Source organism: Pantoea sp. EKM101V (assembly GCF_011800325.1).
GTDB lineage: Bacteria > Pseudomonadota > Gammaproteobacteria > Enterobacterales > Enterobacteriaceae > Pantoea > Pantoea anthophila.
This window is the reverse complement of record NZ_JAALFP010000010.1, coordinates 57211-83225: the sequence shown is the minus strand read 5'-3', so window position 1 is coordinate 83225 and position 26015 is coordinate 57211. Positions and strand designations below refer to the sequence as shown.

Genomic DNA, 26015 nt, shown 5'->3' with positions numbered 1-26015 from the left:
AAACGTCCGGCAGGTGAAATCCTCCGTTCCGACGGCTCCTGATTTAATCAGGGGCCGTTTCGTTTTTAGTCAGGCATGGTATTCTTTGCGCCTTAAGCCTGAACTTAACGGCCAGAGCCGTTATAATCACGCCATTCGGGCGATTCATTTTTTATTGAGGCATTTTGTTATGGTACCTGTGGTCGCGCTGGTTGGGCGTCCCAATGTGGGAAAATCTACGCTATTTAACCGCTTAACCCGCACTCGTGATGCGCTGGTAGCGGATTTTCCCGGACTGACTCGCGATCGCAAATATGGTCGCGCCGAAGTGGAAGGGCGCGAATTTATTGTTATTGATACCGGTGGTATCGACGGCACCGAAGAGGGTGTTGAAACGCGGATGGCTGAGCAGTCACTGCTGGCGATTGAAGAAGCGGATGTCGTACTGTTTATGGTTGACGCACGTGCGGGCATGATGGCCGCCGATCAGCAAATCGCTAAACATCTGCGTTCCCGCCAGAAAGCCACTTTCCTGGTGGCGAACAAAACTGACGGGCTCGATCCGGATCAGGCGGTTATCGACTTCTACTCTCTCGGCCTGGGCGAGATCCACGCCATTGCGGCGTCGCACGGTCGCGGTGTCACCAGCCTGATTGAAACGGCGCTGCTGCCGTGGATGGAGACGGTTGAGCCGGTCGAACTGACCGAAGAAGAAGAGAACCAGGCTTACTGGGCGGCGCTGGACGCCGAGGAGATCGCTGAACAGGAAGCCGACGAGGAAGAAGAAAACTTCGACCCGACAGGTTTACCTATCAAGCTGGCCATCGTGGGGCGTCCTAACGTAGGTAAGTCAACGCTTACTAACCGTATCCTCGGTGAAGACCGCGTGGTGGTCTACGATATGCCCGGCACCACCCGCGACAGTATCTATATTCCGATGGAGCGTGACGGACGTGATTACGTACTGATCGACACCGCCGGGGTGCGTAAGCGCGCCAAGATTTCTGACACCGTAGAGAAATTCTCGGTGATCAAGACGCTGCAGGCGATTGAAGATGCCAACGTGGTGATGCTGGTCATCGACGCCCACGCCGGTATCTCGGATCAGGATCTCTCCCTGCTGGGCTTTATTCTCAACAGTGGCCGCTCGCTGGTAATCGTGGTTAACAAATGGGATGGCCTGTCGCAGGAAGTGCGTGACGAAGTGAAAGAGACGCTGGACTTCCGTCTGGGCTTTATCGATTTCGCCCGCATCCACTTTATCTCTGCGCTGCACGGCAGCGGCGTGGGTAACCTGTTTGAATCGATCACTGAAGCCTATGACTGTTCGACCCGGCGCGTAAACACCTCGCTGCTGACGCGCATCATGAACATGGCGGCAGACGATCACCAGCCACCTCTGGTGCGCGGCCGTCGCGTTAAGCTTAAGTATGCCCATGCCGGTGGTTACAACCCGCCCATCGTGGTCATCCACGGGAATCAGGTGAAAGATCTGCCAGATTCTTACAAGCGCTACCTGATGAACTATTTCCGCAAATCCCTGAATGTGATGGGAACGCCAATCCGTATTCAGTTCAAAGAGGGTGAGAACCCTTATGAAGGCAAGCGTAACCTGCTGACGCCGACTCAGCAGCGTAAACGTAAGCGTCTGATGGCGCATATGAAAAAGAATAAGCGTTAATGAGAAGAGGGCCATGAGGCCCTCTTTTTTTTGTGCTGAACACGCCACTCAGGAGGAGAAAGGTGACTATTCACTGCGAAAAATGTCAGCAGCCACTGCGGCTCAGCGACGGCGAATTTATCTGTGACCGCTGCAGTGCGCACTATCCGGCGCAGCCCGTCTGTCCGGACTGTCACCAGCCACTGACGGTACTGAAAGCCTGCGGTGCGGTCGACTATTTTTGTCAACATGGCCACGGATTGATCTCGCGCAGGCGGGTGCAGTTTCAGCCGTCTGCACCGTAAGATTTGGCTATGATTAAACGCACCGGTGAACCCGACCCGCCCGCCGTTTTGTAGCAAAAATGCTATTACGTCGTAACAAATGAGTTGTATATGTTCACTCGGTTATGTACCAGGTGGTACAATCCTGCCGCGTCGTGGGAGGGGCCAGCCACATCTGTAGGCTTCCGGCCCTCAGATTCTTACGGACGCGGGTCTGTTTATAATTGATTTGAAACAGAACGGGGCTCTGCGCAGAACGTTTAAGGCGCGGAGTCCGGACGGCACCTGTCCGGACGTTCTGTTTATTCAGGAGAGATAGTTTATGGCTGAAACATCCTCCCGCTCCGCCAGGGGGTTGGGAATCGCATCCGTGCTGCTCGGACTGGTGCTGCTTGCTACCGGTCTGTTCTTTGCAATCGGTGGCGGCAAACTGGTTGCACTTGGCGGCAGCTGGTACTTTTTGATTGCAGGGATCGTAATCGTACTTTCCGCAATTCAGTTCTTCCGCCGCAAATCGTCGGCAGCGGTTCTTTTCCTGCTGGTCTTTATCGGCACGCTGATCTGGTCGCTGTTTGATGCCGGGCTGGATTTCTGGCCGCTGGTCTCACGCCTGATGGTGCCAGCCGGACTGACACTGCTGGCCTTCCTGATCTGGCCTTCACTGCGTAAGCATGAAGGTAAGCCCTCACTGGCAAAACCTTCCTATACCTTCTCCGCACTGCTGGCCGCAGGCATGGTGGTCACGCTGGTGCAGATGTTCCAGCCGCATCCTACCGTGGCCGGTAATGGTGAAGAGCTGCCGCTGATCCCGGTCGATAAAACCAAACAGCAGAAAGACTGGGATAACTACGGCAATACGCCGCAGGGCAGTCGCTTTGTGGCGCTGGACCAGATTACCCGCGACAACGTGAAAGATCTGAAAGTTGCCTGGACCTTCCGCACCGGTGACACCCCGATCAGCCCGACCGGTAACGGCGCAGAAGATCAGCAGACGCCGTTACAGATTGGCAACACGCTTTATCTCTGCACCCCACACAATAATGTGATTGCGGTGGAAGCGAACAGCGGTAAGCAGATCTGGAAACGCGAAATCAATGCGCAGGCTGAAGTCTGGCCGCGCTGCCGTGGCCTGGCTTACTTTGACGCGACGAAACCGCTGCAACAGCCGGACAAGCCGGGGTCAGTTCCGGTAACGGCCGTTACCCTGCCTGCCGGTGACACCTGTCAGCGTCGTATTCTGATGAACACCATCGACGCGCGTCTGATTGCCATCAACGCCGACAACGGTGAGTTCTGTGAAGACTTTGGCGATCACGGCATTGTCGATCTGAAAGCCGGCATCGGTAAGGCGCCAGACCCGCAGTATCAGCTGACCTCAGCCCCTACGCTGGCAGGCACCACTGTCGTGGTTGGCGGACGCGTGGCGGATAACGTACAGACCGATATGCCGGGCGGCGTGCTGCGTGGATTCGACGTTATCACCGGCAAGATGCGCTGGGCGTTTGACCCGGGCAACGTTGACCCGAATGCGATCCTGATGCCGGGCAAGGAGTACACCCGCAGTACGCCGAACTCCTGGGCTCCGATGTCATACGATCCGACCATGAATACCGTGTTCATTCCGATGGGCAGCTCCTCTGTTGACCTCTGGGGCGCGAACCGTACCCCACTGGATCACAAATATGGCGCATCCGTGCTGGCGCTGGATGCCACCACCGGTAAAGAGAAGTGGGTCTATCAGACCGTGCACAACGATCTGTGGGACTTTGACCTGCCAATGCAGCCAAGCCTGATCGACTTCCCGCAGAAAGATGGCAGCACCACGCCAGCGGTGGTGATCGGCGGTAAAACCGGCATGATCTTTGTGCTCGACCGGATGACCGGTAAGCCTTTGACCAAAGTCGAAGAGCTGCCGATGCCGCAGGGCCATATCCCGAACGAGCAGTACACCAAAACCCAGCCACACTCGACCGGCATGCCGCAGATTGGCAACCAGACGCTGAAAGAGTCTGACATGTGGGGAGCGACGCCGTTTGATCAGCTGGCCTGCCGTGTTGCCTTTAAATCGATGCGTTATAACGGCCTGTTCACCGTGCCGGACACCGACAAGTCGCTGAGCTTCCCGGGCTCGCTGGGTGGAATGAACTGGGGCAGCATGTCGACTGACCCTAACAATCATCTGCTGTTCGTTAACGATATGCGTCTCGGCCTGTGGGTGCAGATGATCCCGGCTGACACCAACAGCATTTCACGTGGCAGCAACGGTGGCGAAGCGATCAACACCGGTATGGGTGCAGTACCGCTGAAAGGCACGCCGTACGCCGTAAACAAAAACCGCTTCATGTCTCCGCTGGGCATCCCTTGTCAGAAGCCGCCATTTGGTACGCTGTCAGCGATCGACATGAAAACCCAGAAAATCGTCTGGCAGGTGCCGGTTGGTACCGTGCAGGACACCGGACCGTTTGGTATCAAAATGGGCGTGAAAATGCCGATTGGTATGCCGACGCTGGGCGGAACGCTGGCAACGCAGGGTGGCCTGGTCTTCATCGCCGGTACCCAGGATTACTATCTGCGCGCCTTTGATTCTTCAACCGGTAAAGAGGTGTGGAAAGCGCGCCTGCCGGTCGGCAGTCAGGGTGGCCCGATGAGCTACGTCTCACCGAAAGATGGTAAGCAGTACATCCTCATCTCGGCAGGTGGCGCACGTCAGTCACCGGACCGCGGTGATTACGTGATTGCTTACGCGCTGCCAGACAGTAAGTAATATCGCAAAAGGAAAAGGGCCGACATTGTCGGCCCTTTTTTTTGAAAAAATTCTGGCCGGTTCGCTGTAAGAGCGGGCATGCTCAGGAAACACGGTCAGATCGGAAAGTCGCAAAATCGTCATCCATGACGGCTCGGCCCGCGCCGTCCCTGGCGCGGGACGCTTTCCTCCTCTGACCGTGTTACCTTCACTTTAAGCTTATCCGTTGCAGCCAGATTCACATCAGATTATCAGCTCTCTACGGGCCAACATTGTCGGCCCTTTTTTTGCTTATTTGCCGTCGCGCCACAGCGCCTGCAATTCGGGAGGGGCGACCTGTTCCGGGATCAGCAGCACAATGGTGCCAACCTCACGGCGGGTCGCGTACTGGATCTGAATGCGAAAATAGCGCTGATCGCCACTGCCCACCTGCGCGGCTTTCTCCTCGGGTTCGCCCAGCGGCATCGCCTGTTCCAGCGCATGGCAGACGCGCTGTTTTTCAGGCGGTGGCAGATCGCCCAGCATAAAGCGACGCTCGGCGCGCAGCCCCGGAATAAAGGCCATGCCGCCTTCACGCGCGACGATGACCGTAGCGTCATCGGTGAGTTCGGGCAGTTCACTCATAGCACGCCAACCTCCTTCCACGCCTGTTCAATGGCACGGCCGACCGACGAATTAAAGCGCTTTTCACCGTGCTGAACGGTGAAGCGGGCAAAGGTCTTGAAGTCCGCATCCTGAGGCAGCTCGTCGTCACACAGGGTGTCATACCAGGCGTAGCCTGCCTGCTCCCAGGCAAAGCCGCCCAGCGCGGTGGCCGCCAGATAAAATGCCCGGTTAGGAATACCGGAGTTGATGTGAACTCCGCCATTATCTTCACGGGTTTTCACATAGTCATCCATGTGCGCCGGTTGCGGATCTTTACCCAGCATCGGGTCATCGTAGGCGGTGCCGGGTTCAGACATTGAACGCAAACCGCGCCCATTGATGCCGCTTGCCAGCAGGCCTTCACCGATAATCCAGTCCGCCTCTTCGGCGCGCTGTTTCTTGCTGTACTGTTTGACCAGGGAGCCAAAGACGTCAGACAGGGACTCATTCAGTGCGCCCGCCTGCTCAAAGTAGATCAATCCGGCTTCATTTTCCGTGACGCCATGCGCGAGTTCATGTGCCACCACATCAATCGCAATGGTAAAGCGATTAAAAATTTCGCCGTCACCGTCACCAAATACCATCTGCTGACCGTTCCAGAAGGCGTTCTGATACTTCTCTCCGTAATGGACGGTACCGAGCAGCTTCAGCCCCTGATTATCCAGCGAGTTACGCTGATAAGCCTGCCAGAAAAAGTCATAGGTGATGCCGAGGTAGTCCCAGGCTTCTTCAGCCGCCACATCATCACTGGCGGACTGGCCCTCCTGTCGAATCAGCTTACCGGGCAGGGTTTCTCTGCCCTGGGCATCATAAATTTCCCGGTCCACATGGCCGCCCGCCGCCGTTTTAGCCACGGCGGGCTTTTGCCAGTGTTCTGCCATCAGGTGCTGAACGTGGGTGAGGGTGCGACGCGCCTGCGCCTGCTGGTGACCGGAACCGTGAGCAATGATCTTACGAAGGATATAGGGAGGAATAACGCAGTAAGCCATCTGAAACTCCTTGGCAGCAGAGATGTACCAGAAAGTATAGACCGGTCACGGCGAATGCACGCGGTAAATGAGACCAGCCATAACTGGAAAGGAAGGGCGATGAGAGCGGAGCGGGTCAGGAGGCGGTTTTGCGGCGACGCTTTTTCTCAGGCAGTAACTGTGTGACCTGGCTTTCGACCCAGCCATCATCCAGACGGGTGCGCAGCAAGTCGCCGCTCTGCAGCTGCGCCGTTTTTTTCACCACCTGTCCGGTGGTGTCGGTCGTGACGCTGAATCCGCGAGCCAGCGTGGCCAGGGGACTGACGCCCTCCAGTTGCGCTACCAGCTGACCAAACTGCTGTTTTCCGCTGCTCAGCTGAGTGGTCATACTCTGCTGCAGGCGGTAGTGCCAGCTTTGCAGCTGCTTCTGCGCTTCGAACAGGCGCTGCTGCGGCTGTTGGGCACTGAGCCGGTGCTGCAGGCGATCCTGCTGACGGGTAGCGTGACGCAGACGGGTTTCCATCGCATCCCCCAGACGCTGCTGCAGGCGGAAGAGGGCAGTCTGCTGGCGGGCCAGACGCAGCTGCGGATGCTGCTGCTGCAGGCGATGCTCCAGGCGGCTGTAAAGCCGCTGCTGGCGCGCCAGATAATAATCCATCGCCATCTCCAGCCGCTGCTGCTGTGACTGCAGCTGACGCAGTAATTCAAGCTGATTGCGGCTGACAATTTCTGCTGCGGCCGACGGTGTGGGCGCGCGTAAATCTGCGACGAAGTCGGCAATGGTGACGTCGGTTTCGTGTCCGACTGCGCTGACGATGGGAATGCGGCTGGCAAAAATCGCGCGCGCTACCCGTTCGTCGTTAAAGCTCCACAAATCTTCCAGCGACCCGCCGCCGCGCCCGACAATTAACACGTCGCATTCATTGCGCAGGTTAGCGACTTCAATCGCCCGGACGATAGCCGCAGGCGCATCGACACCCTGCACGACAGTAGGATAGATGACCACAGGCAGGGAGGGATCGCGGCGATGCAGCACGCGTAACACATCGTGCAGGGCGGCGCCGGTCGCCGAGGTGATCACCCCGACCTGACGCGCCGGTTCCGGCAGCAGCTGCTTATGCTGCGGGTCGAACAATCCTTCGGTCGACAGCTTTGCCTTCAGCAGTTCAAACTGCTGCTGCAACAGCCCTTCGCCCGCCGGATGCATACTCTCGGCAATCAGCTGATAGTCGCCACGAGGCTCGTAAAGGGTGATGCTGGCGCGCACCAGCACCTGCTGGCCGTGCTGCGGACGAAAAGTGACGCGACGATTGCTGTTGCGGAACATGGCGCAGCGCACCTGCGCGCCATCATCCTTCAGCGTGAAGTACCAGTGACCGGAAGCCGGCTGAGTGAAATTGGAGATCTCGGCGCTGATCCAGACCAGGCCCATCTCTTTCTCCAGCAGCTGACGCACTGTCGTATTGAGACGGCTGACGGTAAAAATATTGGCGTTGGATGGCAGCGACATGTGACGAAGATCAAATTCCAAATCAGCAGGTTAATTCACCGATACTACAGGGCTGCCAGTGCGGATCAAGAGTTTTTCGTAAATAATAGTGGAGGCAATCGATTACGGCCTGTATAATGCCGCGGCAATATTTTATCTAATCTCAATCACCCGAGGTGGAGTATTGCCATGTTAAGAATCGCTAAAGAAGCACTCACTTTTGACGACGTTCTGCTCGTTCCTGCTCACTCCACCGTCCTGCCTAATACGGCCGATCTCAGCACACAGCTGACCAAAAACATCCGTTTAAACATTCCTATGCTTTCCGCTGCCATGGACACCGTGACCGAAGCGGGTCTGGCAATTGCGCTGGCACAGGAAGGCGGCCTTGGCTTCATCCATAAAAATATGTCGATTGAACGCCAGGCGGACGAAGTGCGCAAGGTGAAGAAACATGAGAGCGGCGTCGTGACTGAACCGCAGACCGTACTGCCGACCACCCCACTGGCTGACGTCAAAGCGCTGACCGAGCGCAACGGCTTTGCAGGCTATCCGGTAGTTAACCGCGACAATGAACTGGTCGGTATCATCACCGGTCGTGACGTGCGCTTTGTGACCGATCTCTCTCAGCCTGTTTCTGCGGTCATGACCCCGAAAGACCGTCTGGTGACGGTGAAAGAGGGTGAAGCGCGTGATGTCGTGCTGCACAAAATGCATGAAAAACGTGTAGAGAAAGCGCTGGTCGTGGATGACAGCTTCCATCTGCTGGGCATGATCACCGTTAAAGACTTCCAGAAAGCCGAACGTAAGCCTAACGCCTGTAAAGATGCGCAGGGCCGTCTGCGTGTGGGTGCCGCTGTCGGTGCCGGTGCAGGCAACGAAGAGCGTATTGATGCGCTGGTTGCTGCGGGCGTTGACGTGCTGCTGATTGACTCCTCTCACGGTCACTCTGAAGGCGTGCTCTCCCGTATCCGTGAAACCCGTGCTAAATATCCGGACCTCGAAATTGTCGGCGGTAACGTCGCTACCGGTGCCGGCGCACTGGCACTGGTTGAGGCCGGCGTCAGCGCGGTCAAAGTCGGTATCGGCCCTGGCTCTATCTGTACCACCCGTATCGTCACCGGTGTCGGTGTTCCGCAGATCACCGCCGTCTCTGACGCCGTGACTGCACTGGAAGGCACCGGTATTCCGGTCATCGCCGATGGCGGTATCCGTTTCTCCGGTGATATCGCAAAAGCGATCGCGGCGGGAGCCTCCTGTGTCATGGTGGGTTCAATGCTGGCGGGCACCGAAGAGTCTCCGGGCGAGATCGAACTCTACCAGGGTCGTGCATTTAAATCCTATCGCGGCATGGGTTCACTGGGCGCGATGTCCAAAGGCTCTTCAGACCGTTACTTCCAGACCGATAACGCCGCTGACAAGCTGGTGCCGGAAGGCATCGAAGGCCGCGTGGCCTATAAAGGCCGTCTGAAAGAGATCGTCCATCAGCAGATGGGTGGACTGCGTTCATGCATGGGCCTGACCGGTTGCCCGACCATTGATGACCTGCGCACTAAAGCGGAGTTTGTCCGCATCAGCGGCGCTGGCATCAATGAGAGTCACGTACATGATGTGACCATCACCAAAGAGTCACCGAACTACCGTATGGGCTCGTAATTTCGATTTCCCGCCCGGCTTCAGCCGGGCGCTTTTATTTATTAAGTCACCGTTCTGGAACCCCCTCAATGACGACGGAAAATATCCATAAGCATCGCATTCTGATTCTCGATTTCGGCTCGCAATATACTCAGCTGGTGGCACGCCGCGTGCGCGAGCTTGGCGTTTACTGTGAACTCTGGGCATGGGATGTGAGCGAAGAGCAGATTCGCCAGTTCAACCCAAGCGGCATCATCCTTTCCGGTGGCCCGGAGAGCACCACCGAACTGAACAGCCCGCGAGCGCCGGAATATGTCTTTAATGCTGGCGTGCCGGTCCTGGGCGTCTGCTACGGTATGCAGACCATGGCGATGCAGCTGGGCGGCGCCGTTGCCGGTTCAAACGAACGCGAGTTCGGTTATGCGCAGGTTGAAGTGACCACGCCAAGCGCTCTGGTTCGCGATATCGAAGATGCGATCAGCGCGGCCGGTAAACCGCTGCTGGATGTCTGGATGAGCCACGGCGATAAAGTCACCGCTATCCCGGCTGACTTCGTAACCGTTGCCAGCACCGAAACCTGTCCGTTTGCCATCATGGCGAACGAAGAGAAGCGTTTCTACGGCGTGCAGTTCCACCCGGAAGTGACCCATACCCGTCAGGGCCTGCGGATGCTTGAGCGCTTCATCATCGACATTTGTGAATGTGAAGCCCTGTGGACGCCAGCCAAAATCATCGAAGATGCGGTAGAACGTCTGCGTGAGCAGGTAGGAAATGACAAAGTTATCCTCGGTCTGTCTGGCGGTGTGGATTCATCGGTAACGGCGATGCTGCTGCACCGTGCCATTGGCGACCGTCTGACCTGCGTGTTTGTGGATAACGGTCTGCTGCGCCTGAACGAAGCGCAGCAGGTGATGGATATGTTTGGCGATCACTTTGGTCTCAATATTGTCCATGTCCCGGCTGAGCAGCGTTTCCTGGACGCACTGGCGGGTATTGATGAACCTGAAGCCAAGCGTAAAACCATTGGTCGCGTCTTTGTGGAAGTGTTTGACGAAGAAGCGCTGAAGCTGGAAGACGTTAAGTGGCTGGCGCAGGGCACCATCTATCCGGACGTGATCGAGTCGGCGGCATCAGCCACCGGTAAAGCGCACGTCATCAAGTCGCACCACAACGTTGGCGGCCTGCCGAAAGAGATGAAGATGGGCCTGGTTGAGCCGCTGAAAGAGCTGTTCAAAGACGAAGTGCGTAAGATTGGTCTGGAGCTGGGCCTGCCGTACGACATGCTGTTCCGCCATCCGTTCCCGGGCCCGGGTCTGGGCGTGCGCGTGCTGGGCGAAGTGAAGAAAGAGTATTGCGATCTGCTGCGTCGTGCCGATGCTATCTTCATCGAAGAGCTGCACAAAGCGGATCTCTACAACAAAGTCAGCCAGGCGTTCACCGTCTTCCTGCCGGTTCGCTCGGTCGGTGTGATGGGCGATGGCCGTAAATATGACTGGGTGGTTTCACTGCGCGCGGTGGAAACCATCGACTTTATGACCGCTCACTGGGCGCATCTGCCGTATGATTTCCTGGGCCGCGTCTCTAACCGCATCATCAATGAAATCAACGGGATCTCCCGCGTGGTGTATGACATCAGCGGTAAGCCACCGGCGACGATTGAGTGGGAATAATCGGCCTGTAGCCGGTTTACCCTGACGATGTTTAAGCCCGCTTCTCAGCGGGCTTTTTTCTGCCCTGGCTGCCCGCCGAACCGCCGTTTTAACCTTTCAGCACATCCGCACCCGAACCTGGTGATTTTCTGTTCACTTTGCCGCAAAGTACGCTATTCTGCTGGTCAGCAAAAGCACGTCGGGTTTCCTGTCTGACGCCCGCTTTTGACTCGCCGCTTTTACCGATTGTCCATATCTCAAAGCCGCCGCTTACGGAAACCGCCCGCACCGCAGGCGTTTCCTGATTCTGACGCCACCAGGAATGTTGTCATGCTCTCACTCAAAGTGTTCAGCCTGTTTTTTGTTGTCGTATTGCTCCTCTCTCTGGGAGCCAGTATCGCCCAGGCGACCCGTCACAGCGAAACCGCAGAGCGGGGCGGCTGGTGGTCGGCGCGACGCGATTCAGCCGGTATTGCGCCCGACCCGCGCGCCTTCGCTAATCTGGCTATCGTGCAGGTCTATGCCGCGCCCACCTATGGCTGGAAAGGGCGGGTCGCGGTGCATCCCTGGATTATCTTCAAACGTGCCGGTGAAACGCACTACAATCGCTATGAAGTGATCAGCTGGGGCAGTGGCGATAAAGTGCGTCACAATACCAATCTTCCCGATGGCTACTGGTATGGTGCAAAACCGCGGCTGCTGGTGAACCATCGCGGACCCGAGGCAGAAGCGATGATCCCGCAGATTGAAGCGGCTATTCAATCCTATCCCTGGCCGACGACCTATCACGCGTGGCCGGGGCCCAACAGCAATACTTTTCTGGCGCACATTGGTCGCGAAGTCCCGGCCTTAAAACTCGATTTGCCTGCCAATGCCCTGGGCAAAGATTACCGGCCACTGTGGCGTCCGGTCGGGCTGCCGCCATCCGGGCGAGGTCTGCAGGTATCGGTTCTGGGTGTGGCGGGCGTCACGCTGGGAGCGGAAGAGGGGTTCGAAGTGAATCTGCTGGGTCTGAACATGGGCCTCGACTTTACCCCGTTCCGCCTGCGGTTGCCGTTTATTGGCGGGCTGGGTAACGACAACCTGCAGCAGGATAAGCCCTGATCGTCTGGCCCCGCTAACGGGGCCGGTTTGTTTCAGCACACGCCAAAATCGCCCTCTTCGTGATAGAGGTTGACGCTCTCTGCCTTCACTTCAATCTCTTTTTTGGTCGCATCATCCACCCGTGCGCAATACAGGGTGTCACCTTCAACGCGTAATACCTGCATTTTAGGGCCACCGGTTTTCGACTGAACAAAATCCTCTGCTTTAAACATAGTTTCTCCGTCGTGAGTTGTGATTGCTGCCAGCATCGCGCTGACATTTTTTGCGTAACGTTTTCCAGTTTAGATCCTGACCGTTTTACTGTGTGAAAAAGTCTGCCCATGCTCAGCCGGATAAGAATATTTCTTCTGGTTGTCAGTTGACAACTAATTAATCCGACGGCAGGATAGTGGAGGACAGATGGCAAGGAAGCGGCATCCTGATAAAGAGATCGAAGCGGCGTTACGTTATGCCGAATCCCACGGCTGGCTGGTCGTTACGGGCGGTCATCACGCCTGGGGCAAAATGTACTGCCCGAACATGCTGCTGAGATGCCGCTGCGGGGAGTTTTGTCTGACCTGTATCTGGAGCACGCCAAAAAATGCGCATAACCATGCCCGTGCGCTCCGGCGAGTGGTCGACAATTGTGATTATCTGACGTCCTGAGAGTGCATAAGGAGAGGCATATGGAATATTGTTTTACATTACGGTTCAGCCTGCCGGAAGGGCATGCGCCGGCAGATGAGATGATGGAAGTGCTGGCCGCAGCCGGCTGTGACGATGCGCTGATCGGTCTGGGGATGCCGGGGCGAATCGCACTGGAGTTTACCCGGGAGTCAGGCTCCGCGACGGAGGCACTGGCAGAGGCAGAAGCGGCGGTCCTGCGCGCGATACCGGGTGCCACGCTGGTGGAAGCGGCGCCTGACTTTGTGGGACTGACTGACGTAGCCGAGCTGATCGGCATGTCGCGCCAGAACATGCGCAAGCTGATGCTCAGCCACCGCCCGCCATTTCCGCTGCCGGTGCATGATGGCAAAACCGCCATCTGGCACCTGTCAGATGTGCTGGAGTGGCTGAACCAGCGCGGTAACTATGTGCTGCCGGTGGCGACCCGGGAACTGGCGCAGGTGACGCGCCAGCGTAATCTCAGCGGGTCACTGCAACGCTACGGTCTGCACGCCTGAGGGTCAGTGCGTGGTCAGAAACAGCGTCGCCAGTCCCAGGAAGATAAAGAATCCGCCGGTGTCGGTGATGGCGGTAATCAGAACGCTGGAGCCGACGGCCGGATCGCGCTTCAGTCTGGTCATCACCAGCGGTACCAGCACGCCCATCAGCGCCGCCAGCAGCAGATTAAGCGCCATGGCCAGCATCATGACGCCGCCCAGCGCCATATTGTCATACATCAGCCAGGTGATGCCGCCCATGATGCCGCCCCAGAAGAGGCCGTTGATCAGTGCCACGCCCAGTTCACGGACGATCAGAAACGAGAAGTTACCCGGCTCCACCTGATGCAGCGCCAGCGCGCGCACAATCATGGTGATCGTCTGGTTACCGGTATTGCCCCCGATCCCGGCCACAATTGGCATCAGTGTCGCGAGGGCGACGATTTGCGAGATGGTCCCTTCAAACAGCCCGATAACGCGTGAGGCAACAAAGGCGGTACAGAGGTTGATCGCCAGCCAGGCCCAGCGTTTACGGACTGACTTATGCACCGGGGCAAAGACATCCTCTTCCTGACTGATACCGCCCATCTTACGGATATTGCTTTCGTTTTCGGCGTTGACCAGGTCGATGATATCTTCAATGCTCACACGGCCAATCAGTTTGCCTTTTGCATCGGTAACGGCGGCAGAGATGAGGTTATAACGTTCAAAGGCGCTGGCGGCGTCTTCTGCCTTGTCATTAAGCTGGAAGGTGGTGGGGCGTGCGTTCATCACCTCGCTCACCAGCGTGTTGGGCTTATTCAGCAGGATATCGGTCAGCAGCAGTTCACCCAGCAGCTGATTATCTTTATTCGTGATGAAGAGCTTATCGGTGCCGCCCGGCATACTTTTGCGCTTGCGCAGGAAACGCTGCACCGTCGCCAGCGTGACATCTTCACGCACCGTCAGGATGTTGAAATCCATCACCCTGGCGACGCGGTCGCGGTCAAACTGCACCATGCTGAGCATCCGGGCGCGCAGGCCAGGTTCCACGGTGGCCAGCAGGCGTCCGGTCAGGTCACGCGGCAGATAGCGCGCCAGCCAGACCTGATCGTCGATATCCAGCGGCTGGATGGCGCGCAGGATATCGCGGTCGCTCATCTCCTCCGTGAGGCTGGCCCAGACCGTTTCTGATGCTTCAACCAGCACGTGACCGCGCCGCTCGTTTGGCACGAGCCGCCACAGCGCCTGGCGCTCCTCTTCCGGCAGGGCTTCGAGAATATCGGCAAGGTCAGCGGCATGCAGCTGAAGAATATCCTGTTCCAGCGCTTCACGCTGGGCCGCATTTTCACGTTGCTGTTCAGGCGGGCGATCGCCGGATTTCTCCAGCAGGGCATCAACCAGATCGTGTTCATTGAGCAGCAGCGTCAGAATGCGATGACGGGTTTCACTTAAACGTTGAGAGTGAGAGGCAGACACATTGGATCCCTTTAGTCTGAAAGCACCAGCACGAAGTGTAGCGTTTCGCCTGAAAAAGGGATGCAAAAAAGCGTCCGATCGGTCGGATAACGTTTTAAATTCAGTTCAGAAGGGGACTGTGCGTTAGCGGGTATCGCCTGATGTCACTGTAACCGGTCCAGGCGTCGCTTTCTGTTGCTGATGATGTTCGAAGGCAGCAGGCAGGATGAAAATCAGGCGACTAAAGAGAATGATAAAACTGATCAGCAACACAATGCGGGTCATGGTGCCGGTTTTCTGACGTCTTCGGGGAGAAATAGCGCTGTTCACGCGGGGTGATTCCTGTAGTGACCCTCATCGGGGCGATTGCAATATTTAGTCACAGTCGCCCGATGAAATCAATCGCTGTTGAAAAAAACAGCAGATAATGATCAGTAACTCGCTTTCTGCGCCAGCAGCGTGGCAAAGCGGCAGGTGATGCGCTGGCCGTTTTCATCTTTACGGTGCAGCTGGCCGGGATGCTCGTTGTACTTCACGATGTGCCAGTTGCGATAGTAGTGACTGAGTTCACCCGATTTAAACGCAAAAGAGAAATCAGCCGGGCAGGGCATATCGTCCGTGTTCATCGCCGCGACAATCAGGTTAAAGCCATATTTCACCGTGCAGGCCTGCATGTCCGCAATCAGCTGTGGAATGGTCTGCGGCTGCAGAAACATCATCACCACGGTCGACAGCACAAAGTCATAGCCGCCATTAAAGCGCGTCGTGTTCAGGTCATGCTGCGCGGTGTGGATACCGCTGAGGTTTTCCTGCGTCACAATCTCCTGCAGGCGCGCCAGACTTTGTGGATTGTGATCCCACGCCGTCACGTCAAATCCCTGCTGATTCAGAAACAGCGTGTTACGGCCCACGCCACAGCCAAGATCCAGCGCCTTGCCGACGGTGAGCTGGGGCAGCGCCGCAACCACTTCAGAGTGAGGCGGAGTCAGGCCATAGGTTTCGGCGAAGTAGTTTGCGCCTGAAAGCAGTGTGGTTGGTTGTGTCATAGTCATCAGTTCAGTTAAAAGGGCGCCAGGCGCCCGTAAGGTCAGGCTTCTTCTTTAAGGATCAGTTTCCATCCTGTCACGTCATTCCAGTAAACCTGCTCACGTTCGAGATCGAGCTGAACCAGGTTGTTCTGACTGAAATAGCCTGCCGGGAAGGTCAGCGTCCAGTGGCCGTCATCACACTTCAGGCTTAACGCATCCGGGCGCGTCGTGGCCTGGCGCTGATTATTGAGCAGCGTACCCAGGCGCAGCAGGAAAATCAGCGGGATAAACTGCTTTTTCTTGAACAGCGTGACGCGCGGCAACTCATCGAGTTTAATCGCTTTGCGATGGAATCTGACCAGCGCGGCCAGCAGCATCTGCTGATCCTGATTGAAACCGGGCAGGTTGGTGTTTTGCAGGATATAGGCGGAATGGCGCTGCAGCGCGCTATGGTTAATGGTCAGGCCGACTTCGTGCAGCATGGCCGCCCACTTCAGCAGCGCAGCCAGTTGCGGATTGGCCAGCTTTGGATTCTGCTCGCTCCACTGCACATAAAGCTGCTCGGTGGTGTCAAGCACGCGTCGCGCCTGATCGCTGTCGATGGCGTAGTGATTCGCCAGACTCTGTGCGGTCCGGCTGCGAATATCCTGATGGCGGAAGCGGCCTTCCATCTCATAGAGCACGCCTTCACGCAGTGCACCGTCAGAGAGGCGCAGCTCGCGGATCGCCAGCGCATCAAAGACGCCACAGAGAATCGCCAGTCCCGGCACGAAGACGTTTTTGCGCTCTTCAGAGAGGCCCGGCAGGCTCAGTGCCGCAAAGGATTTATGCTTCATCACCTCGTCATAGAGCTTGTCGAGACGCTCAGGGGTGATCAGTTTCTCTTTCTCATCCATCGCCTGCAGCACTTCACAGGCGGCTTTGATGGTTCCGGACGCCCCCAGCGCATATTTCCAGCCATGCAGACGATACTGCCACGCGAGCGTTTCCAGCTTCTGCGCGGCCGCTAAACGGGCACGACGGAAGTTTTCACGGCTGATTTCCCCTTTAGGGAAATAGAGCTGGGCGAAACTGACGCAGCCCATACGGCGGCTCTCAACCAGCTGCGGTTCAAAATCCTCGCCAATCACCAGCTCGGTCGAGCCGCCGCCGATGTCGATGACCAGCTTGCGGCCTTTTTCCGGCTGCGTATGCTCCACGCCCATAAAGATCAGACGCGCCTCTTCATGACCTGAAATCACCTCGATCGGGTAGGGGATTACCTCAGCCGCCCGCTGCAGGAAGGTTTCGGCGTTTACCGCCTCACGCAGCGTATGGGTACCGACAATCGTCACGTTGCTCGGGCTGAACCCCTGCAGGCGCTCGGCGAACAGCGCCAGGCAGGCTAAGCCGCGCTCCATCGCCTCTTCGCTGAGTTTGTGCTGAGCATCCAGCCCGTCAGCCAGATGGACGCGCTGCTTCAGGCGACCCAGCACCTGCATCGCACCGTCGACGACCCGCGCAATCACCATATGGAAACTGTTCGAGCCCAGGTCAATCGCCGCAAACTCCTGGGGTTTAGGCGTACTTTTATGAGAAATTGGCATAGGATTTAGTCAGGTTGTTCCAGTTTCTTGATGTAATCATAGATGGCCAGCTGCGAGCGCACTTTACGGCGATTGCCTCGCTGGACGTAATGGTTACTCAGCTCTTTGTCGACGATGCGGGCTTTCACCGTATCACTCAACTGAATGGCAATAATGTCGAGTATGCGTTGCCGGATGCGTGGATCGAGAATCGCCACCGCCACCTCGATACGGTAATCAATATTACGCGTCATCCAGTCAGCGGAGGAGAGGAACACCTTTTTATCGCCGCCATTCTCAAAAATATAGACGCGATCGTGTTCCAGATAGCGGTCAACAATACTGATGACGCGAATGTTCTCGCTGATCCCCGGCAGATCCGGGATCAGTGAGCACATGCCACGCACCAGCAGATTGACTTTTACCCCTACGCTGGAGGCTGTATAAAGCCGATCAACCAGCCCTTTGTCCACCAGATTGTTTATTTTCAGAGTAATGCCGGAGGGCTTCTGCTGCTGGGCATTGGCGATTTCGGTGTCGATCAGTTCATACAGCATCCGGCGTGAGTTCTGCGGAGACACCATCAGGTGATCAAACGTCACGGGCCGGTAGGGGTTCTCAATAAAGTTGAACACCCGACGCACTTCGTTGGTGATACGCGCATCGGCGGTCAGCAGGGAGTAGTCCGTGTAGAGCCGGGCGGTCTTCTCGTTAAAGTTGCCGGTGCCGATATGGGCATAGCGCACAATCTCTTCCCCTTCACGGCGTGAAATCAGGAACAGCTTGGCGTGGATTTTCAGGCCAGGGGCGGAGAAAATCACATGCACACCGGCTTCGGTCAGGCGTTTAGCCCAGTAGATGTTGGCTTCTTCATCGAAGCGCGCCTGCAGCTCAACCACCACCGTGACCTTCTTACCGTTATAAGCGGCGTGGATCATCGCATCCATGATGCGCGAGTGTTTGGCGACGCGGTAAATATTGATTTTGATCGCCAGCACGCTCGGGTCAAACGATGCCTGACGCAGCAGCTCCAGCACATGCTCAAAGGTGTGATAAGGATAATAGAGCAGCACGTCGCGGTCGCGGATCGCATCAAAGCCGTTGCGGTAGCCGTCGAAGCCGATGTGGCGGATCTGCGGCAGCGGACGATTTATCAGGTTGTTTTTGCCGACGTTTGGGAAGCCGATGAAATCTTTAAAGTTGTGATAGCGACCGCCGGGCAGAATCGAATCGAAGTTAGAGATAGAGAGCTTGTGGCAAAGCAGTTCAACCATCGCCTCCGGCATATCGCGCTGATAGACGAAACGCACCGGCTCCGCCGTCAGCCGCTGCTTCAGGCTGGAGGACATCAGCTCCAGCAGGCTCGACTCCATCTCCGTCACCAGATCGTACTCGGCGTCACGCGTCATTTTCATGGAATAGGCGTTGAGCGCGTCGTAGTCGTAAAAGCCTTTGAAAATATCATCCAGGCAGTAACGTAAAATGTTGTCGAGCAGGATCATCGGCTTACGGCGACGCGGTGGCTCCGCCGGAAGATTGATAAAGCGCGGCACCTTGTCGGACGGGATCTCCAGCAGCGCATAGCGGATGTCGTCACCCCGGATAATCTCGACCGCCAGGTAGGTGTAGTCATCTTTAAGAAATTCGGTCAGGTCAGTTTCATGGGTGATCAGAATCGGCGAGATGTGCTGACGCAGCTCATGCTTAAAGTAGTGACGCAGCCACGCCTGCTGATTGGGCGACAGCTGACGTTCGTTGATCAGGAAGATCTGGTTGCGTGCCATCTCCAGCAGCAGCTCGTTATAGAGGGCATCGAACTCCTGATCGGACTTCATCACCCGCTGCTGAATTTTCTTAAACAGATGACGTGGCGTACTGGCGGAACCCTGCTCTTCACCAATCAGAATACGGCGTTTCAGGTCGGCAAAACGCACTTTATAGAATTCATCGAGGTTATTGGAGTAGATACCCAGAAAGCGCATCCGCTCAATCAGTGGATTGCTTTTATCTGCCGCTTCCTGCAAAACCCGTTCATTAAAGGATAACCAGCTCAATTCTTTTTCAATATAAAGCTTTACCTGACCCATTCTCACTCCATTTAGCGGTTGCAGGACTGAAGATCCAGTGTCCCTGAACATTATGGCGAGAGTATGGCAGCGTTGTCCAACGCCAGGAGTTGTCTTATCAACCCGCTACGGGCAACATAGCGGCTTATTTCAGCCTGCTGCCGGAACCGCATGAGCGTAAACCACATTCCTGTCCAATTCAGCGATCGTAAGCGTCGTGCCATTGACCGCCTGACGCGGCGGCTGGTCACCTGCTGCGGCGTGGCGATCCTGCTGCTGATGCTGCTGCTGTTCTGCTGGCTGATTGGAGTGGTACTGCCGCTGTTTACGGCGCCGGGTCTGCAAATCGCCTCCAGCCAGCAACTCTGGGATCGTGCGCCTGCATTAGCGATGGGCAATCAGGGCAAGGTCGGCTGGCGTATCAGCGATCGCGGCGCGGCGCGCTTTATTCCGCTGGATGGGCAGCCCGCAGAACCGGCACTGGCGCTGACGCCACCACCGGGTGCGATTGTGCAGAGTGCCGACGGGCAGACGCTGCTGCTCAATATTAAGGGAGCGCTGACGCTGCTGCAGCCCACAGCCGACCAGCAGTGGCGCTTTCCGCTGGGCGACAAACCCTTTCATTTACCTGCTGGCGCGGTGACGAAGATGGCGCTGGCAACCCGCCATGCCGATCAATGGCGTATCGCGGCGCTCACCCAGGCCGGACTTCAGGTGCTGACGATCGGCACCGATCGTCAGGCTGCTATTCTCTCGCTGCCTCAGCGTCAGCTTGATCTGCTCGCGCTTTCACCGACAGGCGATCTGCTCTACACCACGGAAGGCAATCTGCTGCGCGTCTGGCAGCTCGGTGATGCACAGGCCTCATTACGCGAAACGCACACCCTGCCGCAGCCGCCGCAAAGCCTGCACCTGCTGGTGGGCGGAGCAAGCCTGCTGATTCAGGATCGCAGCGGCGTGACACAGTGGTTTGCTGTGGCCGGCGAGCAGGGGCCGCGCCTCCAGCGCATAAAGACCTTCGCGCAGAGCGACGGTGAGACGCTTCTGGTGACGGAGCCGCACCGTCGCGTGTTCGCCACACTCAGCAGGCAGGGGCTGCTGCGGCTGTTCGCCAGCAAGCAGAGCGGCCCGATACTGGAGCGTCAGCTGGCGCCCGGCATCGTACAGGCGCAGTTTTCACCCCGCGGTGACAGCCTGCTGATTGAGCGGCCCGGACACTGGCAGATGCTGCGGCTCGATAACCCGTGGCCCGACGTCACGTGGCGTAATTTCTGGCAGAAAATCTGGTATGAGAACTATCCCGCGCCGGACTGGGTCTGGCAGTCGACCGCCGCGGGCGACGGCTATCAGGCAAAGTTCAGTCTGGTGCCGATGGTGACGGGCACGCTGAAAGCGGCCGGGTTAGCGCTGCTGTTTGCCACGCCGCTGGCGCTGGCCGCCGCCATGTACACCGCGTGGTTTATGGCCCCCGGCCTGCGACGCTGGGTTAAACCGGCGATAGAGATGATGGGGGCGCTGCCGAGTGTGGTGGTCGGGCTGATTGCCGGACTCTGGCTGGCGCCGCACATTGGTCAGGCCCTGCTGGGGGTGCTGCTGCTGCCGCTCACCCTGGCGGGCGCGCTGCTGCTGTGCGGGGTATTCAGCGCCCGCTTACCGCCGCGCTGGCGTCAGCCCGGTCGTGAAGTGCTGATTCTGCTGCCGCTGCTGCTGTCAGTGACGCTGCTGACGCTGTGGCTGCCCGCTCGGTTTATGCCGGATGCCGGCGACTGGCTGCCGCATTATGAACAGCGAAATCTGCTGGTGGCCGCGCTGGCGATGGGCTTTGCGCTGGTGCCGCTGATCTTTACCCTCTCGGAAGATGCGCTCTTCAGCGTCCCTGCGGCGCTGGGACAGGGCTCGCTGGCGCTGGGCGCGACGCCGTGGCAGACGCTGACCCGCGTGGTGCTGCCCGGCGCCTCTGCCGGTATTTTTGCCGCGCTGATGATAGGCCTGGGGCGTGCAGTGGGAGAAACCATGATTCTGCTGATGGCGACCGGCAACACCCCGCAAAGTGAAGGGGGCCTGTTCAGCGGCCTGCGTGCGCTGTCCGCCAATATCGCTATCGAGATGCCGGAAGCGGCGGCGGGCAGTGCTCACTACCGGGTGCTGTTTCTCAGCGCTCTGCTGCTGCTGCTGTTTACGCTGGTTATCAACACCATTGCAGAGCTGATCCGTCAGCGGCTGCGTCAGCGATACAGTCAGCAGGAGGAGCAGGCATGAAGGTGATGCGCCAGAACGATCGCTGGCGGTGGTTAACCGCCGGCGCGGTAGCCGTCTGCCTGCTCGCCTTTACGCTGCTGATTGGTTTGCTGGCCTGGCAGGGGGGGCGTGCCTTCTGGCCGCAGCGCGTTGACCTTTACAGCTTCAGCCAGCCGGACGGCGGCGAGACGCGCCTGCTGGGTGAAACGCTGGAGCATCAGCGGCACTTTCCCGCCCCGGCCGATGAGCAGGGCAATCAGGGGGAGAAGGTTCATCGCTATCTGATTAAGACCGGTAACCGGGAGTGGGATGCGCCCGATTTCCGCGTGGTTTACAGCCGTCAGGCGGCGCAGGTCACTCAGCCCGCCGATGTTATGGTGCTGCAGCGGCGCGGCCACGGTCAGGCCTATGGGTGGTTTGTCGGGCTGCGTGAAGACAATGAAGAGTTAACCGCCAGAGACCCGGATGCGCTGCTGCATCAACGGCTCGGGCAGGTGCAGACCCTGGTGCGCCAGGCCAGCCAGATCCGTCGGGTCGATATGGCGCGTCTCAACAGCCAGCGGGAGCAGTTAGACGAGCAGGCGGAGGCACGACGGGCCGCCGGACGCTTTGATCTGCAGACCGAGTCGGAATTTCAGGCCAATCAGGCCGCTTTGCAGCGCCGTTTCAATCAGCTGAGTGAGACGCTGGCCTCTCTGCAGCAGCAGAGTCAGCGCGATCTGCTGATCCTGCGGGATGTACACGGCACCGAACATGCGATTCCGCTGACCGACATTGTGGACAGCTGGAAGCCCAATGCGATGACGGCAGGCGGCAAAATGCTGCATTTCCTGCATCAGCTGTGGCGCTTCGTCAGCGACTCCCCGGCGGAGGGCGAGAGTGAATCGGGCGCGTTTCCGGCCATTTTCGGCACGGTGCTGATGGTGCTGCTGATGTCGGTGGTGGTGATGCCGTTGGGCGTGATCGCGGCAATCTGGCTGCATGAATATGCCGGACGTCATGCGCTGACCCGGCTGGTGCGCATTGCGGTGGTCAATCTGGCGGGCGTCCCCTCGATTGTCTATGGCGTCTTTGGCCTGGGCTTTTTCGTCTGGCTGGTGGGCGGCACGATCGACCAGCTCTTCTTCGCCAGCGCACTGCCCAATCCGACGTTTGGCACGCCAGGGCTGCTGTGGGCCTCACTGACGCTGGCGTTGCTGACGCTGCCGGTGGTCATTGTCGCGACCGAAGAGGGGCTGTCCCGTATTCCCAACAGTCTGCGACAGGGTTCGCTGGCGCTGGGCGCAACGCAGGCGGAAACCCTGTGGAATGTGGTGCTGCCTATGGCGGTGCCCGCGATGCTGACCGGTCTGATCCTGGCGGTGGCGCGGGCGGCCGGGGAAACCGCACCGCTGATGCTGGTGGGGGTGGTAAAAATGGTACCGGAGCTGCCGGTAGACGCGGTGTTTCCTTATCTGCATCTGGATCGCAAGTTTATGCATCTGGGCTTCCAGATTTACGATCTGGCGTTTCAGAGCCCGAATATTGAAGCTGACCGGCCGCTGGTGTTTGCCACCGCGCTGCTGCTGGTGCTGATTATTCTGTCGCTTAATCTGCTGGCGATGGCCCTGCGTCACCGTCTGCGTGAACGCTATCGCCTTATGACTCAATAACAGGCTATGACTATGACGTCCGACACGGATATGGCGCTTACCGTTAACCATCTGTCGCTGTGGTATGGCGAGCGCCAGGCGCTGCAGGATATTTCGCTGCAGGTGCCGAAAAACAGGATCACCGCACTGATTGGTCCCTCAGGCTGTGGTAAATCGACGCTGCTGCGCTGCTTTAATCGCATGAATGATGTGATCGATCACTGCCGGGTTGAGGGAGAGGTGCTGCTGGGCTCGCTGCCGATACTGCGACCGGAGCAGGATCTCTCCGCGCTGCGGCGTCGGGTCGGGATGGTGTTTCAGCGGCCGAATCCGTTTCCCAAGTCGATCTATGAGAATGTGGTTTACGGGCTGCGCCTGCAGGGGGTACGCGACCGGCGGGTGCTGAACGAAGCCTGTGAGCGTGCGCTGCGTGCGGCGGCGCTCTGGGGCGAGGTGAAAGATCAGCTGTCTCAGAATGCGCTGACGCTCTCGACCGGACAGCAGCAGCGGCTGGTGATTGCCCGCGCTATTGCGATTGAACCGGAGGTTCTGCTGCTGGATGAGCCGACCTCTGCGCTGGACCCTATCTCGACGCTGGTGATTGAAGAGCTGATGACCACGCTGAAGCAGCATTTTACGCTGGTGCTGGTGACGCACAACATGCAGCAGGCCTCTCGCGTGTCAGATTACACCGCGTTTATGCATCAGGGCGTGCTGGTGGAGTTTGATGAGACCGACCGTATCTTCACCGCGCCGAAACAGCGCCGGACCGAAGATTATATTACGGGGCGTTACGGCTGAGTCCGCAACGGGAAAGGGGCGCTCTGTCACCGGCTCAGGGGGCCTGTGTCCTGCGTAAAGACGCAAAAGACGCCCTCCATGGCGGGCTCAGCGCGGGCCCTCCATGGCCCGCTATGCTTTACTCCGGACACAGGCCCCCATCGCTTCAGGTTTATCCGCTGTCTGTGGGACTTCCTGTGTATCAGTCGTTAGCATAGCCCTGCGGCGGCAGCGGTTCGCCATCCAGCCAGGCCTTACCGTCACGCATCGCCAGCCGTCCCTCAACAAACCAGTCGATGACCAGCGGATAGATGGCGTGCTCCTGATGCTGCACCCGCTCCGTGATCTCCGCCTCCGTGTCGTCGGCAAAAATCGGCACTTTTGCCTGCAGGATCACCGGCCCGCCATCCAGCTCGTCAGTGACGAAGTGCACCGACGTGCCATGCTCGCTGTCACCGTTCTCCAGCGCCTGACGGTGCGTATGCAGGCCCGGATATTTCGGCAGCAGGGAAGGGTGAATATTCAGCAGGCGATCGTGAAAATGGGCCACGAATGCGCTGCTGAGAATACGCATATACCCCGCCAGGACGACAAGGTCGGGCGAGTACGCTTCAATCTCAGCGATCAGCTGGCGATCAAAGGCGTCACGGTCGGTGAAATCGCTGGCGGCCAGCGCGTGAGCCGGGATGCCCGCCTCACGCGCCCGCGTTAAGCCAAAGGCAGCGGCGCGGTTGCTGAACACGGCAGCCACGCTGCCGTGAATGCGCCCGCTGGCGCAGGCGTCAAGGATGGACTGAAGATTGCTTCCGTTGCCGGAGATCAGTACAACCAGCTTTTTCATCCGTTGATGACCACACGCTCTTCCGCCTCTGACGCTTTGATCACGCCGAGCTTCCAGGCTTTCTCACCGGCCGCTTCCATCAGCGCGATCGCTTTATCCGCGTCGGACGGGCTCAGGGCGATGACCATCCCGACGCCGCAGTTAAAGGTACGGTACATCTCGAAACGGCTGACGTTACCGGCCTGCTGCAGCCAGCTGAAGACGGCCGGCCACTGCCAGCTCTTCTCATCAATCACCGCCTGGGTGTTGTCGGGCAGCACGCGAGGAATATTTTCCCAGAAGCCGCCGCCGGTCAGGTGTGCGATAGCATGCACATCGACCTGTTCAATCAGGCTCAGGATATTTTTCACGTAGATGCGGGTCGGTTCCAGCAGATGATCAGCCAGCGGTTTGCCTTCCAGCTGTTCGGTCAGCGGATCGGTGTTGCTGACTTCCAGAATCTTGCGCACCAGCGAATAGCCGTTGGAGTGCGGGCCGCTGGAGCCGAGAGCGATCAGCACGTCGCCATCCTGCACCTTGCTGCCATCAATGATTTCTGATTTTTCCACCACGCCCACGCAGAAACCGGCCACGTCGTAATCTTCGCCGTGATACATGCCTGGCATCTCGGCCGTTTCACCGCCGACCAGCGCACACCCTGACTGCAGACATCCTTCGGCGATGCCGGTGATCACCGCAGAGGCAGTGTCCACGTCCAGTTTGCCGGTCGCGTAGTAATCCAGGAAGAAGAGCGGCTCAGCACCCTGTACCACCAGGTCGTTAACGCACATCGCCACCAGGTCAACACCAATGGCGTCGTGACGTTTGAGATCCATCGCCAGACGCAGCTTGGTACCAACGCCATCGGTGCCGGAGACCAGCACGGGTTCACGGTATTTTTGCGGCAGCGCGCAAAGCGCACCAAAACCGCCCAGTCCACCCATCACTTCCGGGCGACGCGTCTTTTTCACTACGCCTTTAATACGGTCAACCAGGGCATTACCAGCATCAATATCAACACCGGCGTCTTTGTAACTGAGAGAGGTTTTGTCGGTCACTGCGAGGTCCCCACGCGAGTTGCGGTTGGTGGTTAAAATAAAGCGCGGCAATTCTAACAGTGCAGGCAAACGTTTGCGAGTCCGGGATTGCGCA

Annotated in this window: 22 protein-coding genes; 11 read left to right on the top strand and 11 right to left on the bottom strand. The window is 58.0% G+C overall.

What is annotated here, in order from left to right; genetic code table 11:
- Positions 1–169: 169 nt before the first annotated feature.
- The 3 genes from der to HFD92_RS15980 all read left to right on the top strand — a co-directional run bounded on the left by der (position 170) and on the right by HFD92_RS15980 (position 4687).
- The gene (der, locus tag HFD92_RS15990) at positions 170–1660 is read left to right on the top strand and encodes a ribosome biogenesis GTPase Der (RefSeq protein ID WP_167429240.1); all 1491 of its coding nucleotides are present in this window, start codon (positions 170–172) and stop codon (positions 1658–1660) included.
- A 62-nt stretch (positions 1661–1722) separates the two neighbouring features.
- The gene (locus tag HFD92_RS15985) at positions 1723–1944 is read left to right on the top strand and encodes a zinc ribbon domain-containing protein (protein WP_140029707.1); all 222 of its coding nucleotides are present in this window, start codon (positions 1723–1725) and stop codon (positions 1942–1944) included.
- A gap of 301 nt (positions 1945–2245) precedes the next feature.
- Entirely contained in the window at positions 2246–4687 is a 2442-nt protein-coding gene (locus HFD92_RS15980) for a glucose/quinate/shikimate family membrane-bound PQQ-dependent dehydrogenase (RefSeq protein ID WP_009088739.1), read from the top strand.
- Positions 4688–4957: 270 nt separating this feature from the next.
- Here HFD92_RS15980 and HFD92_RS15975 read toward each other — a convergent pair whose 3' ends face one another.
- The 3 genes from HFD92_RS15975 to xseA form a co-directional block, all read right to left on the bottom strand.
- Positions 4958–5290 (bottom strand): protealysin inhibitor emfourin, encoded by a 333-nt coding sequence (locus HFD92_RS15975; RefSeq protein ID WP_009088741.1) that lies wholly within the window; start codon positions 5288–5290, stop codon positions 4958–4960.
- Positions 5287–6300, bottom strand: a complete 1014-nt coding sequence (locus tag HFD92_RS15970; RefSeq protein ID WP_058957403.1) for a M4 family metallopeptidase — start codon at positions 6298–6300, stop codon at positions 5287–5289. The genes HFD92_RS15975 and HFD92_RS15970 overlap by 4 nt, the downstream gene beginning before the upstream one ends.
- 115 nt (positions 6301–6415) lie before the next feature.
- A complete protein-coding gene (gene xseA / locus HFD92_RS15965) occupies positions 6416–7789 on the bottom strand; it encodes an exodeoxyribonuclease VII large subunit (protein ID WP_167429239.1) in 1374 nt (457 codons plus the stop codon).
- Positions 7790–7957: 168 nt separating this feature from the next.
- On the opposite strand from xseA, the gene guaB reads away from it, so the two are divergent.
- The 3 genes from guaB to HFD92_RS15950 all read left to right on the top strand — a co-directional run bounded on the left by guaB (position 7958) and on the right by HFD92_RS15950 (position 12156).
- Positions 7958–9424: an IMP dehydrogenase gene (gene guaB / locus HFD92_RS15960; RefSeq protein ID WP_009088747.1), complete on the top strand. Its 1467-nt coding sequence runs from the start codon at positions 7958–7960 to the stop codon at positions 9422–9424.
- Positions 9425–9492: 68 nt separating this feature from the next.
- The gene (guaA, locus tag HFD92_RS15955; protein ID WP_009088749.1) at positions 9493–11073 is read left to right on the top strand and encodes a glutamine-hydrolyzing GMP synthase; all 1581 of its coding nucleotides are present in this window, start codon (positions 9493–9495) and stop codon (positions 11071–11073) included.
- Between the two features lie 309 nt (positions 11074–11382).
- Complete coding sequence (locus tag HFD92_RS15950) at positions 11383–12156, top strand: DUF3750 domain-containing protein (protein WP_150028945.1); 774 nt, start codon at positions 11383–11385, stop codon at positions 12154–12156.
- A 32-nt stretch (positions 12157–12188) separates the two neighbouring features.
- On the opposite strand, the gene HFD92_RS15945 is transcribed toward HFD92_RS15950, so the two are convergent.
- The gene (locus HFD92_RS15945; protein WP_009088756.1) at positions 12189–12368 is read right to left on the bottom strand and encodes a hypothetical protein; all 180 of its coding nucleotides are present in this window, start codon (positions 12366–12368) and stop codon (positions 12189–12191) included.
- A 187-nt stretch (positions 12369–12555) separates the two neighbouring features.
- Between HFD92_RS15945 and HFD92_RS15940 the strand changes: the two genes are divergently transcribed.
- Both HFD92_RS15940 and HFD92_RS15935 read left to right on the top strand, forming a co-directional pair.
- On the top strand, positions 12556–12801 hold the full coding sequence (locus HFD92_RS15940) for a hypothetical protein (RefSeq protein WP_140029703.1): 246 nt from the start codon (positions 12556–12558) through the stop codon (positions 12799–12801).
- 20 nt (positions 12802–12821) lie between these two features.
- Positions 12822–13319 carry an AlpA family transcriptional regulator gene (locus HFD92_RS15935; protein WP_154927545.1) on the top strand — a complete coding sequence of 166 codons (498 nt, stop codon included), beginning with the start codon at positions 12822–12824 and terminating at the stop codon, positions 13317–13319.
- Between the two features lie 3 nt (positions 13320–13322).
- Here HFD92_RS15935 and mgtE read toward each other — a convergent pair whose 3' ends face one another.
- The 5 genes from mgtE to ppk1 form a co-directional block, all read right to left on the bottom strand.
- The gene (gene mgtE, locus HFD92_RS15930; protein WP_140029701.1) at positions 13323–14756 is read right to left on the bottom strand and encodes a magnesium transporter; all 1434 of its coding nucleotides are present in this window, start codon (positions 14754–14756) and stop codon (positions 13323–13325) included.
- 123 nt (positions 14757–14879) lie between these two features.
- Positions 14880–15065, bottom strand: a complete 186-nt coding sequence (locus HFD92_RS15925; RefSeq protein WP_033736145.1) for a YfgG family protein — start codon at positions 15063–15065, stop codon at positions 14880–14882.
- Between the two features lie 101 nt (positions 15066–15166).
- Positions 15167–15781 carry a tellurite resistance methyltransferase TehB gene (gene tehB, locus HFD92_RS15920; protein WP_009088764.1) on the bottom strand — a complete coding sequence of 205 codons (615 nt, stop codon included), beginning with the start codon at positions 15779–15781 and terminating at the stop codon, positions 15167–15169.
- 41 nt (positions 15782–15822) lie between these two features.
- Positions 15823–17349, bottom strand: coding sequence for an exopolyphosphatase (gene ppx / locus HFD92_RS15915; RefSeq protein ID WP_009088767.1), 1527 nt, complete (start codon positions 17347–17349; stop codon positions 15823–15825).
- A gap of 5 nt (positions 17350–17354) precedes the next feature.
- Complete coding sequence (ppk1, locus tag HFD92_RS15910) at positions 17355–19415, bottom strand: polyphosphate kinase 1 (protein ID WP_046102362.1); 2061 nt, start codon at positions 19413–19415, stop codon at positions 17355–17357.
- 150 nt (positions 19416–19565) lie between these two features.
- Here ppk1 and HFD92_RS15905 point away from each other — a divergent pair, with 150 nt between their 5' ends.
- The 3 genes from HFD92_RS15905 to pstB are packed head-to-tail and all read left to right on the top strand — an operon-like array spanning position 19566 to position 24064.
- Positions 19566–21653, top strand: coding sequence for an ABC transporter permease subunit (locus tag HFD92_RS15905; protein ID WP_167429238.1), 2088 nt, complete (start codon positions 19566–19568; stop codon positions 21651–21653).
- On the top strand, positions 21650–23284 hold the full coding sequence (pstA, locus tag HFD92_RS15900; RefSeq protein ID WP_154927548.1) for a phosphate ABC transporter permease PstA: 1635 nt from the start codon (positions 21650–21652) through the stop codon (positions 23282–23284). The genes HFD92_RS15905 and pstA overlap by 4 nt, the downstream gene beginning before the upstream one ends.
- 12 nt (positions 23285–23296) lie before the next feature.
- The gene (pstB, locus tag HFD92_RS15895) at positions 23297–24064 is read left to right on the top strand and encodes a phosphate ABC transporter ATP-binding protein PstB (RefSeq protein ID WP_046102360.1); all 768 of its coding nucleotides are present in this window, start codon (positions 23297–23299) and stop codon (positions 24062–24064) included.
- 181 nt (positions 24065–24245) lie between these two features.
- Here pstB and purN read toward each other — a convergent pair whose 3' ends face one another.
- Both purN and purM read right to left on the bottom strand, forming a co-directional pair.
- Positions 24246–24884 (bottom strand): phosphoribosylglycinamide formyltransferase, encoded by a 639-nt coding sequence (gene purN, locus HFD92_RS15890; RefSeq protein WP_058957413.1) that lies wholly within the window; start codon positions 24882–24884, stop codon positions 24246–24248.
- A complete protein-coding gene (purM, locus tag HFD92_RS15885; protein ID WP_167429237.1) occupies positions 24881–25921 on the bottom strand; it encodes a phosphoribosylformylglycinamidine cyclo-ligase in 1041 nt (346 codons plus the stop codon). Before purM ends, purN begins: the two co-directional genes overlap by 4 nt.
- Positions 25922–26015: the final 94 nt, after the last annotated feature.

Coding starts and splice junctions, on each gene's coding strand:
- der (WP_167429240.1), top strand. CDS start 170: ATGGTACCTGTGGTCGCGCTGGTTGGGCGTCCCAATGTGGGAAAATCT.
- HFD92_RS15980 (WP_009088739.1), top strand. CDS start 2,246: ATGGCTGAAACATCCTCCCGCTCCGCCAGGGGGTTGGGAATCGCATCC.
- HFD92_RS15975 (WP_009088741.1), bottom strand. CDS start 5,290: ATGAGTGAACTGCCCGAACTCACCGATGACGCTACGGTCATCGTCGCG.
- HFD92_RS15970 (WP_058957403.1), bottom strand. CDS start 6,300: ATGGCTTACTGCGTTATTCCTCCCTATATCCTTCGTAAGATCATTGCT.
- xseA (WP_167429239.1), bottom strand. CDS start 7,789: ATGTCGCTGCCATCCAACGCCAATATTTTTACCGTCAGCCGTCTCAAT.
- guaB (WP_009088747.1), top strand. CDS start 7,958: ATGTTAAGAATCGCTAAAGAAGCACTCACTTTTGACGACGTTCTGCTC.
- guaA (WP_009088749.1), top strand. CDS start 9,493: ATGACGACGGAAAATATCCATAAGCATCGCATTCTGATTCTCGATTTC.
- HFD92_RS15950 (WP_150028945.1), top strand. CDS start 11,383: ATGCTCTCACTCAAAGTGTTCAGCCTGTTTTTTGTTGTCGTATTGCTC.
- HFD92_RS15945 (WP_009088756.1), bottom strand. CDS start 12,368: ATGTTTAAAGCAGAGGATTTTGTTCAGTCGAAAACCGGTGGCCCTAAA.
- HFD92_RS15940 (WP_140029703.1), top strand. CDS start 12,556: ATGGCAAGGAAGCGGCATCCTGATAAAGAGATCGAAGCGGCGTTACGT.
- HFD92_RS15935 (WP_154927545.1), top strand. CDS start 12,822: ATGGAATATTGTTTTACATTACGGTTCAGCCTGCCGGAAGGGCATGCG.
- tehB (WP_009088764.1), bottom strand. CDS start 15,781: ATGACACAACCAACCACACTGCTTTCAGGCGCAAACTACTTCGCCGAA.
- ppx (WP_009088767.1), bottom strand. CDS start 17,349: ATGCCAATTTCTCATAAAAGTACGCCTAAACCCCAGGAGTTTGCGGCG.
- ppk1 (WP_046102362.1), bottom strand. CDS start 19,415: ATGGGTCAGGTAAAGCTTTATATTGAAAAAGAATTGAGCTGGTTATCC.
- HFD92_RS15905 (WP_167429238.1), top strand. CDS start 19,566: ATGAGCGTAAACCACATTCCTGTCCAATTCAGCGATCGTAAGCGTCGT.
- pstA (WP_154927548.1), top strand. CDS start 21,650: ATGAAGGTGATGCGCCAGAACGATCGCTGGCGGTGGTTAACCGCCGGC.
- pstB (WP_046102360.1), top strand. CDS start 23,297: ATGACGTCCGACACGGATATGGCGCTTACCGTTAACCATCTGTCGCTG.
- purN (WP_058957413.1), bottom strand. CDS start 24,884: ATGAAAAAGCTGGTTGTACTGATCTCCGGCAACGGAAGCAATCTTCAG.